10 protein-coding genes are annotated in these 11,567 nt (G+C 69.8%); 8 read left to right on the top strand and 2 right to left on the bottom strand.

The window, feature by feature from the left end:
- Positions 1 to 348: 348 nt before the first annotated feature.
- From ABD466_RS42115 to ABD466_RS42090, 6 genes are all read left to right on the top strand, one after another.
- Positions 349 to 1,356, top strand: a complete 1,008-nt coding sequence (locus tag ABD466_RS42115) for an ABC transporter permease (RefSeq protein WP_344662925.1) — start codon at positions 349 to 351, stop codon at positions 1,354 to 1,356.
- A 183-nt stretch (positions 1,357 to 1,539) separates the two neighbouring features.
- Positions 1,540 to 3,381 (top strand): ABC transporter substrate-binding protein, encoded by a 1,842-nt coding sequence (locus ABD466_RS42110; protein ID WP_344662924.1) that lies wholly within the window; start codon positions 1,540 to 1,542, stop codon positions 3,379 to 3,381.
- 128 nt (positions 3,382 to 3,509) lie between these two features.
- The gene (locus ABD466_RS42105; RefSeq protein WP_344662923.1) at positions 3,510 to 4,517 is read left to right on the top strand and encodes an ABC transporter permease; all 1,008 of its coding nucleotides are present in this window, start codon (positions 3,510 to 3,512) and stop codon (positions 4,515 to 4,517) included.
- Positions 4,517 to 5,614, top strand: a complete 1,098-nt coding sequence (locus ABD466_RS42100) for an ABC transporter ATP-binding protein (protein WP_344662922.1) — start codon at positions 4,517 to 4,519, stop codon at positions 5,612 to 5,614. The genes ABD466_RS42105 and ABD466_RS42100 overlap by 1 nt, the downstream gene beginning before the upstream one ends.
- Positions 5,611 to 6,669: an ABC transporter ATP-binding protein gene (locus ABD466_RS42095; protein ID WP_344662921.1), complete on the top strand. Its 1,059-nt coding sequence runs from the start codon at positions 5,611 to 5,613 to the stop codon at positions 6,667 to 6,669. The genes ABD466_RS42100 and ABD466_RS42095 overlap by 4 nt, the downstream gene beginning before the upstream one ends.
- A gap of 64 nt (positions 6,670 to 6,733) precedes the next feature.
- Positions 6,734 to 7,810, top strand: coding sequence for a hypothetical protein (locus ABD466_RS42090; RefSeq protein ID WP_344662920.1), 1,077 nt, complete (start codon positions 6,734 to 6,736; stop codon positions 7,808 to 7,810).
- A 40-nt stretch (positions 7,811 to 7,850) separates the two neighbouring features.
- Here ABD466_RS42090 and ABD466_RS42085 read toward each other — a convergent pair whose 3' ends face one another.
- Complete coding sequence (locus ABD466_RS42085; protein WP_344662919.1) at positions 7,851 to 8,828, bottom strand: hypothetical protein; 978 nt, start codon at positions 8,826 to 8,828, stop codon at positions 7,851 to 7,853.
- The gene (locus tag ABD466_RS42080) at positions 8,825 to 9,220 is read right to left on the bottom strand and encodes a hypothetical protein (protein WP_344662918.1); all 396 of its coding nucleotides are present in this window, start codon (positions 9,218 to 9,220) and stop codon (positions 8,825 to 8,827) included. The genes ABD466_RS42085 and ABD466_RS42080 overlap by 4 nt, the downstream gene beginning before the upstream one ends.
- A 332-nt stretch (positions 9,221 to 9,552) precedes the next feature.
- Between ABD466_RS42080 and ABD466_RS42075 the strand changes: the two genes are divergently transcribed.
- The gene (locus ABD466_RS42075) at positions 9,553 to 10,332 is read left to right on the top strand and encodes an electron transfer flavoprotein subunit beta/FixA family protein (protein WP_344662917.1); all 780 of its coding nucleotides are present in this window, start codon (positions 9,553 to 9,555) and stop codon (positions 10,330 to 10,332) included.
- Between the two features lie 14 nt (positions 10,333 to 10,346).
- Complete coding sequence (locus ABD466_RS42070; RefSeq protein ID WP_344662916.1) at positions 10,347 to 11,297, top strand: electron transfer flavoprotein subunit alpha/FixB family protein; 951 nt, start codon at positions 10,347 to 10,349, stop codon at positions 11,295 to 11,297.
- The last annotated feature ends 270 nt before the right edge of the window (positions 11,298 to 11,567 follow it).

The following is an 11,567-nucleotide window of genomic DNA, read 5'->3' as shown; positions in this document are numbered from 1 at the left end:
AGGGGCATCCGCCTAAGGATCCGATCCCTCGAAGGTAATACTCCGTGAATCCCCAGGGTGATTACCGCTGCTCCCTCAGGAGGGAAAGCGGCGCTCCGATGCCCGAAAAACCGTCGGTGACCGGGCGATCCAGGATTGATCACAGTTCGGACAAGCCTGCCCGGACCCCCTAGCCAAGCCGGGGCCGCACGCGCCACTCTCCTGTGGAGGGCTCCGGCCCGACAGTGCAATGTGCAATATCACCGGCGCTCGCAGGGGGCGATCGCCGGGCGTGACACGACTCCGCCCTGCCTGGCTCACCGGTGCGCTCACAAGGCCTTCCGAGTCAGACGACCACCAAGGATTCACATGACAACGCTGCCAGGGGACGCCTCCACCCTGAACGACTTCGGCGAGGAGAACACGCCGGAACCGGGTACCGCGGCGGCGAAGGCGATCGAGGGCCGGTCGCTGACCCAGATCGGCTGGGCCCGGCTGAAGAAGGACAAGGTCGCCATGGGCGCCGGGATCCTGGTGCTGATCCTGGTGGTCATCGCGATCCTGGCCCCGCTGCTGGCCAGCATCACCGGTGCCGGCGACCCGACCGTGCAGTACGCGGACAACCTCAACCCGGACACCTCGATGCCGATGGGCGCGATGGGCGGCATCGACAGCCACCACTGGCTGGGCATCGAGCCGGTCAACGCCCGCGACGTGTTCTCCCGGGTGCTCTACGGATCCCGCGTCAGCCTCCTGATCGCCACCCTGGCCTCGCTGCTGTCGCTGCTGATCGGGATCACGATGGGCGTCGTGGCCGGCTACTTCGGCGGCTGGATCGACGCCGCGATCTCCCGCGTCATGGACGTGTTCCTGGCCTTCCCGCTGCTGCTGTTCGCGCTCGCCCTGGCGGCCATCACGCCGGACACCTTCTTCGGGATGAGCGGCGACACGCTGCGGATCGCGATGCTGGTCTTCATCATCGGCTTCTTCGGCTGGCCCTACGCCGGCCGTATCGTCCGCGGCCAGACCATCGCGCTGCGCGAGCGCGAGTTCGTGGACGCGGCCCGGGTGCTGGGCGCCAAGCCGCGCCGCATCATCCTGCGGGAGCTGATGCCGAACCTGGTCGCCCCGATCCTGGTCTACGCGACCCTGCTGATCCCGGCGAACATCCTGTTCGAGGCCGCGCTGTCGTTCCTGGGCGTCGGCATCCGCAACCCCACGCCCTCCTGGGGCAAGATGCTCAACGACGCGATCAACTACTACCGCGTCGACCCCACGTTCCTGATCATCCCCGGCGCCGCGATCTTCGTCACGGTGCTGGCGTTCAACCTGTTCGGCGACGGCCTGCGCGACGCCTTCGACCCGAAGGCGCACTGAGCGCGCCGCGCGCGGACAGACCAATGAGGATTCCCCCGGTGTCGCACCGCCGGGGGCCAGGCGGGACGGTTCGCAGGCCGAGCAGCCCCGCCGCCATCTGCGAGATCAGCAAGATCAGTTGCACAGACACCACTAGCATCCCACATGCTGGGATGCCGGGCTGACCAAGGGGGTCCACCCGTAATGAATCGTCACTCCAAGCTGTTGGGAGGCGTCGCGCTCGCCGCGTCCGTCGCCCTGGCGGCCTCGGCGTGCTCGAGCTCGAAGAGCTCGTCCTCCGGCAAGCCGTCGACGCCGACCTCCGCCGTCACCACGCTGCCGTCCGGGAGCACCGGCGCCGCCACCGGCTTCAACGCCGCCGTGACCGGCATCGTGAACCCGACGGACAAGCAGGGCGGCACCATGACCCTGGTGACCCGCTCCGACTGGGACTCGCCGGACATGGGCAACACCTACGCCGCGTTCTCGTGGTCGGCCGCGGGCTGGTACTCCCGTTCGCTGATGACCTACGCGCCGAAGCCGGGCGTCGACGGGGCCAAGGTGGTTCCGGACCTGGCCCAGGCCGCCGGCGTCGTCACCGACAACGGCCTGACCTGGACCTACAAGATCAAGCCGGGCGTCAAGTACCAGGACGGCAGCGTCGTCAAGTCCGCGGACGTCAAGTACGCCATCGAGCGCTCCAACTGGGGCCAGGACGTGCTGCAGAACGGCCCGAACTACGTGGCCCAGCTGGTCAAGGACGACACCAAGTACCAGGGTCCGTACAAGGACAAGGACCCGAGCCACGGCGTGTCGGGCATCGAGACCCCGGACGACAGCACCATCGTCTTCCACCTGACCCAGCCGTTCGCCGACTTCGACTACATCATGGCGATCCCCGGCTCGGCCCCGGTCCCGCGCGACAAGGACAACGGCGCGGACTACTTCAAGAACATCCTGTCGACCGGTCAGTACAAGATCGACAGCTACCAGGTCGGCGTCAAGATGGAGCTGTCGCCGAACCCGGCGTTCGACCCGTCGACCGACCCGGACAAGCTGCACGTCGCCCGCGCCTCGAAGATCGAGATCCTGCTGAAGCAGGACAAGGCCGGCATCGACGACAAGCTGATGGACGGCACCGCCAACGGTGACCTGGCCGGCGTCGGCGTGCAGCCGGCCACCCAGACCAAGATCCTGGGCGACCCGAAGCTGAAGGCGGACTCGGACTCGGCGTACGCCAACTCCACCGAGTACTTCGCCATCAACACGCTGCAGAAGCCGTTCGACAACGTGCAGTGCCGCAAGGCCATCGAGTGGGTCGTCGACAAGAAGACGATCCTCACGCAGTCCGGCGGTTCGATCGGCGGTGGCGACATCGCCAGCACCATCACCCCGCCGACCATCCCGGGCTGGGTCAAGGGCGACCAGTACATCACCGAGGACAACAAGGGTGATGTCACCAAGGCCAAGGACGCCCTGAAGCAGTGCCAGACGGCCGAGCCGGACGCGTTCAACGCCGACGGTTCGATGAAGGACACCTTCACCCTGATGCACCGTGACAACTCCACCAAGGAAGAGGCCATCGCTCAGACGGTTCAGAACAACCTGAAGAGCATCGGCATCAACGTCACGATCGACCAGAAGCCGTTCGGCCAGTACAACTCGCAGTTCGCCGGTAACAAGAAGTACGACGCGGACCACAAGGTCGCCATCAGCTTCATGAAGTGGGGCGCGGACTTCCCGTCCGGCTACGGCTTCATGTACGGCATCCTGGCCTCCTCGGCGATCCACGACGCCGGTGGCTACAACCTGTCCTTCTACCCGGACAAGGCCATCGACGACGGCTTCAACAAGGCGCTGGCCGAGAACGACCCGACCAAGCGTGGCGCCGACTACGCCGCGGTCGACCACCAGGCTCTGGACGACGCCCTGGTCGTGCCGCTGGTCTGGGACAAGAACCTGATCTACCGTCCGGAGTCCGCCACGAACGTCATGTTCAACCAGGGCCTCGGCATGTACTACTTCTCTCAGATGGGCGTGAAGTAACACCCAGCCCGTCGAAGGTCCCCATCCTTCGCTTTCACAGATAGGCAGGTGAAGGCAGGGAAGCCCGAGGGCGCCGCCGGGATCCACAAGATCCCGGCGGCGCCTCCGGGCGACCGCCGCCGCACTCCGTGATTACCTACATCATCAGACGCCTGTTCGCTGCAGTCGTGCTGCTGTTCGTGATCAGCCTGATCACGTTCTTCATCTTCTATGTCTTCCCCCGCTTGGGCGGCCAGACCACGGAGTCGCTGGCTTCGCAGTACGTCGGCAAGACCCAGGACCCGAAGGCGATCGCCGGCGTGATCCACCGGTTCGGCTTCGACCAGTCGGTCTGGGTGCAGTACGGCCGCTACATCCGCGGCATCTTCTTCGGGAGCGACTACGACAACGGCACCGCGCTGGTGAACTGCCCCGCGCCCTGCCTTGGCTACTCCTTCAAGACCAACACCCTGGTGAGCACCGAGATCGGCCAGTGGCTGCCGGTGACCCTCTCGCTGTCGCTGGGCGCGGCCGTGCTGTGGCTGGTCTTCGGCGTCGGCGTCGGCATCGCCTCCGCGCTGCGCCGGGGCACCTGGGTGGACCGGGCCGGCATGATCACCGCGCTGATCGGCGTGTCGCTTCCGGTGTACTTCATCGGCCCGCTGCTGGTGCTGTTGTTCACGGTGAACTGGCACATTTTCCCCGATCCGAAGTGGGTCGCGCCGAGCGACAACTTCTTCGAGTGGCTGAGCCTGATGATCCTGCCGTGGACCGCGACGGCCTTCGGGCTCGCGGCGCTCTACGCCCGGCTCACCCGGGTCGGGATGCTGGACACCATGAACGAGGACTTCATCCGCACCGCGCGGGCCAAGGGCCTGCCGGAACGGACGGTGATCTTCAAGCACGCGCTTCGCGCGGCGCTGACCCCGATCGTCACCATCTTCGGCATCGACCTCGGCTTCGCCCTCGGCGGCGTGGTGCTGGCCGAGCAGGTGTTCAGCCTCCCCGGCATCGGCCGGGAGGCGGTGACCGCCGTCGGCCAGGACGACCTCCCGGTGATCCTGGGCGTGACCATTGTGGCCAGTGCCTTTATCGTGCTGGCGAACCTGGTCGTCGACCTGCTGTACGGCGTCGTCGACCCCCGAGTGAGGCTGTAATGAGCGACAACGACTACGCGCCGATCGTCGAGGACGTCGCGCTGGAGAACACCAGCCCGCGCGGGTTCCTGGACGTGCGCAACCTGCGCGTGCACTTCCCGACCGACGACGGTGTGGTGAAGTCCGTCGACGGCATCACCTTCGCGCTGGAGCGCGGCAAGACGCTGGGCATCGTCGGCGAGTCCGGCTCCGGCAAGTCGGTGACCTCGCTGGCGCTGATGGGCCTGCACCGCACCTCGACGGACAAGAAGAAGCAGCGCGGCGCGCAGATCTCCGGCGAGATCTGGCTGGACGGCCAGGAGCTCGTCTCCGCCTCGGCCGAGGACGTGCGCCGGCTGCGCGGCCAGAAGATGGCCATGATCTTCCAGGACCCGCTGTCCGCGATGCACCCGTTCTACACGGTGGGCGCGCAGATCATCGAGGCCTACCAGGTGCACAACGACGTCTCCAAGGACGTCGCCCGCAAGCGCGCGATCGAGATGCTGGAGCTGGTCGGCATCCCGCAGCCGAACACCCGGGTGGACGACTACCCGCACCAGTTCTCCGGCGGTATGCGGCAGCGCGCGATGATCGCCATGTCGCTGGTCTGCAACCCGGCGCTGCTGATCGCCGACGAGCCGACCACCGCGCTGGACGTCACCGTGCAGGCCCAGATCCTGGACCTGATGCGGGACCTGCAGCGCGAGTTCAACAGCGCCCTGATCGTCATCACCCACGACCTCGGCGTGGTCGCCGAGCTCGCGGACGACATCATGGTGATGTACGGCGGCAAGGCCGTGGAGTACGGCCGGGCGCACGACGTCTTCAAGGCGCCGGAGCACCCGTACACCTGGGGCCTGCTGGCCTCGATGCCGCGGCTGGACCGGGAGCGGGCGGACCGCCTGACCCCGATCCAGGGCAACCCGCCGTCGCTGATCAACGTCCCGTCCGGCTGCGCCTTCCACCCGCGCTGTCCGTACACCGCCGAGACCGGCGGCCGCAGCTCCACCGAGGTTCCGGAGCTGGCCGCGACCGCGCCGGGCCACCTGGTGCGCTGCCACATGGACCCGGCCCGGCGGCGGGAGATATTCACCGAGAAGATCCAGGGGTCGCTGTGAGCACCGAAACCACGGCGCAGCCGTCCGAGACCTCCGCGGTGGAACCGGACGCGCTGCTGCAGGTCGAGAATCTGGTCAAGCACTTCCCGATCCGGCGCGGCCTGCTGCAGCGCCAGGTCGGCGCGGTGCAGGCGGTGGACGGCATCAGCTTCTCCGTCCGGCCCGGGGAGACCCTGGGCCTGGTCGGCGAGTCCGGCTGCGGCAAGTCCACCACCGGCAAGATGCTGGCCCGGCTCGAGGAGCCGACCGGCGGCAAGATCGTGTTCGAGGGGCGCGACATCGCGCACATGAGCCAGGGCCAGCTGCGGCCGCTGCGCCGGGACATCCAGATGGTGTTCCAGGACCCGCAGTCGTCGCTGAACCCGCGGCACACCGTCGGCACCATCGTCGGCGCGCCGTTCCACATCCAGGGCATCGAGACCCCGAACGGCGTCAAGAAGGCCGTGCAGGACCTGCTGTCCATGGTCGGCCTGTCGCCGGAGCACTACAACCGCTACCCGCACGAGTTCTCCGGCGGTCAGCGCCAGCGCATCGGCATCGCCCGCGCGCTGGCCCTGAAGCCGAAGCTGATCATCGCCGACGAGCCGGTCTCGGCGCTGGACGTGTCGATCCAGGCCCAGGTGATGAACCTGCTGGAGGACCTGCAGCACGAGCTGAACCTGGCGTACGTGTTCATCGCCCACGACCTGTCGGTGGTGCGCCACATCTCCGACCGCGTCGCGGTGATGTACCTGGGCAAGATCGTCGAGATCGCGGACCAGGCGGACCTGTACACCAAGCCGCACCACCCGTACACCAACGCCCTGCTGTCCGCGGTGCCGATCCCGGACCCGGACCGCAAGGACGGCAAGGCCGAGGGCCAGGTCGAGCGGATCCGGCTGGTGGGCGACGTGCCCTCGCCGATCAACCCGCCGCCGGCCTGCCGGTTCAACACCCGGTGCTGGAAGGCGCAGGACATCTGCCGCACGCAGGAGCCGCCGCTGCTGCAGATCGGCGGGCTGTCCGAGGCCGGCTACGCGCACCAGGTGGCGTGCCACTTCCCGGAGAACGCGTAAGGGTACGGTCACCGAGCCCGGTGGGAGCTTTCGCTCCCGCCGGGCTTTCGGCATTGTGGGGCGGGTGTTCTCCAGGGGTTCCGGCGCCGACGCCGAAAGCGACATAGCAACCGATGTTCATGCGGATACTGATATAGACGGGGGTGCGGACGGGCGGTCGGGCTTCCAGCCGGAGGCCGACGAGGGGGCGGACCCGGGGGCCGGTGCGCCCGTCGATCCGGACGCCGGCGGGTACACCGGCGCGGACGCCGGTCCGTACATCGATCCGGACGCCGGACCACACTCCGACCCCGACGCCGAAGCGGGTTACGACCCCGAGACGGACGGCGCCGAGGAGTCGTTCTTCGGCATGCAGAGCGAGGGCTTGGTGCTCACCGCCCTCGCCCTCGGCCCCGGGATCCGCCGGCTGGGCCGCGTGTGCCTGGCCGTCGCGCTGGGCCTCGGCGTGCTGTTCTGGGCCGTCCTGGCGGCCCTGTACGGCTACCGCCTGTTCCAGGGCGCACAGGCGAACCCTGATATGCCCCACCTCCCCGACGGCCGACCCTGGACCGCGTACTACCTGGTCGGCGCCCTGTGGGCGGTCGGCGTCGGCGTGTGGGGGCTGGCGACCCGGGGGAGCGGCCCACGCCTGGTGTGGTGTTTCAGCTGCCTGGTGACGGCCTTCTTCTGGCCGATGGGCATGGCCGCGTCCGTCGCCGCGGTGGCGATCCGGCGCCCGGGCGCCGCGATGTCGCGCCGACTGCTGCTGGCCGGACTGGCGGTCCTGGTCGCGGCCGGCGGTCTGGCCTGGCGCGTCGACGCCCCGTCGGTGGACCCGCGGCAGACCACGGTCGGGGCGGACGGCGACCTGCTGGGGACGTGGCACTCCCGGGCCGGCATGTCGGTGGAGCTGCGCGTCGACGGGACGTTCGCCGCGAGCGCGCTGTCCGGCGGCGGGCTGCGGAGCGGCGAGCCGGTACCGGCGTCGTCCGGGCGCTGGGAGTCGGAGAGCGCGGACGGGCACTCGGGCGTGCGGCTGTTGGTGGACGGCGACCTGTCGGACTCGCTGTGGTTCGACCTCTACAAGGCCGGGCCGGACTTGGTGCTGTGCAGCACGAGTGACCCTGATGAGCCGTGTCAGGTGGCGCTGCGGCGGTACTGAGGATGTTCGGGGTCCAGGGCGTTGGGGTCTTCACCGGTCCTCAGCGTCCTTCCTCGACCGCGCGAGCCTCCTCGGCGGCGGTGTGAGCGATGGCCGACCCGAGGCTCCCGGGCCCCTCGGCGTCGAGCGGCAGCCCCGTGCTGAGCCCGATGACGGCGTCGGCGGTGCGCTCGGCGGCGTGGAGGACGGCTCCGGTCCCGGGCAGCTCGGCGATCGATTCCCGCGCCTGGCGCAGAGCCCGCAGCTTCCCGAGCCCGTGGGCGGCGGTGACCGCGTCGCGGATCGCCCGCAGTTCCACCAGCTCGGTGGCGAGCCGTTCCAGGGACGTGCCGAACTCGGCCGCGATGCGCTCGGCCCGCGCGACGAAGGCCGCGATCGTCGCCGACGCCGCCAGTGCGCCCCCGACGGTGGCCAGCCCGAGGGTCAGCACATCGGCCGCCGCGGTCGCCGCCAGCTCCGCCGCCACCCACTCGGCGGCGTCCGTGACGACCCCGGTCACCAGGTCCTCGGCCGCGGCCCCCGCGACGCCCGCCTCGTTGAGCAGATGCGCCGTCGCCGCCGACCCGGCGGCCATCCGGTCCAGCGCCCCCAGCCACGTGCCCATCGACGCCCCGAACTCCTGCGCCGCCTCCCCTCGCCAGCTTCCCGCCGGGCCGGTCCCGTCCTCGCGAACCCGCGTGGATATCCCCCGCACCACCAGCGCCTGCTCCATCCAGGCGCACGCCGCCGCGTGCAACGCTCCCGCATCACCGGTGACGCGCTCCAGGACCGCCAGGAGGCGTGCCTCCCGCAGCACCCACTCGACCCCCGCGGTGAACATCCCGTCCAGCCCCGCGGGTCTCGCTCGATGCACCGGGGCCAGGCTCACATCGAAGACCGGCGGCGCGTCGACGACCCAGCCGTAACCGATGCCGAACCCGGCATCGGCCCCGGACCCGGCATCGGCCCTGGCCCCGCCGTCGGCCCCGGACCGGCCATCCGCCCCGGACCGGCTACCCGGCAACGACCACCCGCTCACCCGCCGGCTCCGCCCGGCTCGCCTATCTCCTGAAGCGCTTCGCCACGCGTCTCGATCCCCACCCCGAGCCCCGCCTCCACCGTGCCGGCCAAGTCCGCCACCACCCGATCGGCCGCCGAATACCGCGCGGCCGTCTGGCGCAGTCCCTCGGCGGCCTCCCTGAGCCATGCACCCAGTTCGCCCGCGACCGCAAGCTCGCTTTCGCAATGCCCCGCATAGCGCTCGGCCAGGAATCCCGATTGCGGGAGTTCGCCGAACCAGTGGCGCTCCACTCGCACGCGAGCGAGCGCGTCCGCCACCGCCGCCAGGTCCGTCGCGGCGCGCTCCAGCGTGTCCGCGTACGCGGTCAGGAGCGGCGGGCGCACCTCGAAGTCGTATCCCGGAGCGGGCACCGGACCACCCCCTGATCAAAGTGTTTCGATCATTCTACCTGGATCACTTTGCCCACGGTAGTCACTCGAATACCGTAAGTCGTCACTCGTTCGGGCTAGTTCCCACGTGACGCGCGTCGCTCCCGCTGGCACTACCAAGCGGTAACTTTGTCGGGATACCATGCGCCTAGTCGCAATCGCAGGCGGCACCGTCGACAATCGCCGGGCCGCACCACAAGATGCGGAAAGCCTCGCGCGCGCCTGACCCCGTGTTCGGATCATCGGTCCGACCATGGCAAGCTGCGGAGGAGAGACCGGAAGAGATGCCCTCAAGCAGGAGGTCGGACAGCGATATGAAAATCGTCGTCTGTGTGAAGCAGGTGCCGGACACGGAGGCCGAGAAGCGGCTCCTCCCGGACACCCTGACCGTGGACCGGGAGAGCTCGAACCCGGTGCTCAACGAGATGGACGAGTTCGCCATCGAGGAGGCGCTGAAGCTCGTCGAGGCGCACGGCGGCGAGGTCACCGTGCTCACCATGGGCCCGGACGGCGCCGACGCCGCGCTGCGCAAGGCCCTGTCGATGGGCGCCGACTCCGGCATCCTGCTGTCCGACCCGGCGCTGGCCGGCTCGGACGCGCTGTCCACCTCCTACGCCATCGCGCAGGCCCTGGCCACCACCGAGTACGACCTGGTGATCCTGGGCTCGGAGTCCTCCGACGCCCGGACCTCGCTGGTCCCGGCGATGCTGGCCGAGCGCCTCGGCCTGCCGCAGCTCACCTTCGCCTCGAAGGTCGAGATCGACGGCACCGACATCACCGTCAACCGCCTCACCGACTACGGCCACGACGTCGTCAAGGCCCAGCTGCCGGCGGTGGTCTCGGTGGTCGAGAAGATCAACGAGCCCCGCTACCCCTCCTTCAAGGGCATCATGGCGGCCAAGAAGAAGCCGATCGCCCAGCTCGACGTGGCCGGCGCCGGCATCGACGCGGCGCTGGTCGGCGCCGGGGCGGCCTGGACCGCCGTGACCGACGCGGCGCAGCGTCCGCCGCGCAGCGCCGGCGTCAAGGTCACCGACGAGGGCGACGGCGGCGTCAAGCTCGCCGAGTTCCTGTCCGCGCAGAAGTTCATCTAAGGGAGCTTTGGAACATGGCTGAGATCCTGGTCCTCGTCGACCACGCCGACGGCGAGGTCAAGAAGGTCACGCTGGAGCTGCTGACCAAGGCCCGCGCGCTGGGCGCGCCGAGCGCCGTCTTCATCGGCTCCGGCTACGACAAGGCCGCCGAGAAGCTGGCCGAGTACGGCGCCGCCAAGGTCTACGTGGCCGAGGACGCCGAACTGGACGGCTACGTCACCGCCCCCAAGGCCGAGCTGCTGGCCAAGCTGGTCGCCGACACCGGCGCCGCGGCCGTGCTGGTCCCCGCCACCGCCGAGGGCAAGGAGGTGGGCGGCCGCCTGGCCGTCAAGACCGGCTCCGGCATCCTCACCGACGCCGTCGACGTCAGTGCCGAGCTGGTCGCCGAGCAGTCCATCTTCGGCGGCTCGACCGTGGCCCACTCCAAGGTCACCAAGGGCACCCCGATCATCGCGATGCGCCCGAACGCCACCGCCCCGGAGGCCGCTCCGGCGGCCGCCGAGCGCGTGGACGTGAGCGTGGAGCTGACCGACGCGGCCAAGCTGGCCAAGGTCGTGGAGAAGGTCGTGCTGCCCAAGGGCGACCGTCCCGAGCTCACCGAGGCCTCGATCGTGGTCTCCGGCGGCCGCGGCGTCGGCAGCGGCGAGAACTTCGCGATCATCGAGAAGCTGGCCGACGCCCTGGGCGCGGCGGTCGGCGCCTCCCGCGCCGCGGTGGACGCCGGCTGGTACCCGCACCAGTCGCAGGTCGGCCAGACCGGCAAGACCGTGTCCCCGCAGCTGTACATCGCCGCCGGCATCTCCGGCGCGATCCAGCACCGCGCCGGCATGCAGACCTCGAAGACCATCGTCGCCGTCAACAAGGACGAGGAGGCGCCGATCTTCGAGCTCGCCGACTTCGGGGTGATCGGCGACCTGTTCAAGGTGGTGCCGCAGGTCACGGACGAGATCGAGAAGCGGAAGTAGTCGCACCGAGCTGAGAGGGACCGCTCCGCCCGCCCGACGTGGCAGGCGGGGCGGTCCTTCGCGTCGCGGCCGGCGGGCTCGACGTCACGGCCGGGCCGTGGGACGGCTGTGGGGCGCCGTGGCCGCCCCGGGGGAGCATCAGGACGGCGGCGGCCGCGCCGGCCCCCACGAGGGCTCCGACGGCCGCGTAGACGGGCACCCGGCGCTTGCGCCCGGCCCGGCGGTGGGACGTGCGCGCGCGGGGGACCGCGGCGGCCGGGACGGGCGCGC

Origin of the sequence: Catenulispora subtropica, from assembly GCF_039531675.1 — a bacterium.
Lineage (GTDB): Bacteria > Actinomycetota > Actinomycetes > Streptomycetales > Catenulisporaceae > Catenulispora > Catenulispora subtropica.
The sequence above is the reverse complement of the archived record's forward strand: the minus strand, read 5'-3'. Positions and strand labels throughout refer to the sequence as shown.

Excerpts from the sequence above, each read along its gene's own strand:
- ABD466_RS42115 (WP_344662925.1), top strand. The coding sequence starts at position 349 with ATGACAACGCTGCCAGGGGACGCCTCCACCCTGAACGACTTCGGCGAG.
- ABD466_RS42110 (WP_344662924.1), top strand. The coding sequence starts at position 1,540 with ATGAATCGTCACTCCAAGCTGTTGGGAGGCGTCGCGCTCGCCGCGTCC.
- ABD466_RS42100 (WP_344662922.1), top strand. The coding sequence starts at position 4,517 with ATGAGCGACAACGACTACGCGCCGATCGTCGAGGACGTCGCGCTGGAG.
- ABD466_RS42075 (WP_344662917.1), top strand. The coding sequence starts at position 9,553 with ATGAAAATCGTCGTCTGTGTGAAGCAGGTGCCGGACACGGAGGCCGAG.
- ABD466_RS42070 (WP_344662916.1), top strand. The coding sequence starts at position 10,347 with ATGGCTGAGATCCTGGTCCTCGTCGACCACGCCGACGGCGAGGTCAAG.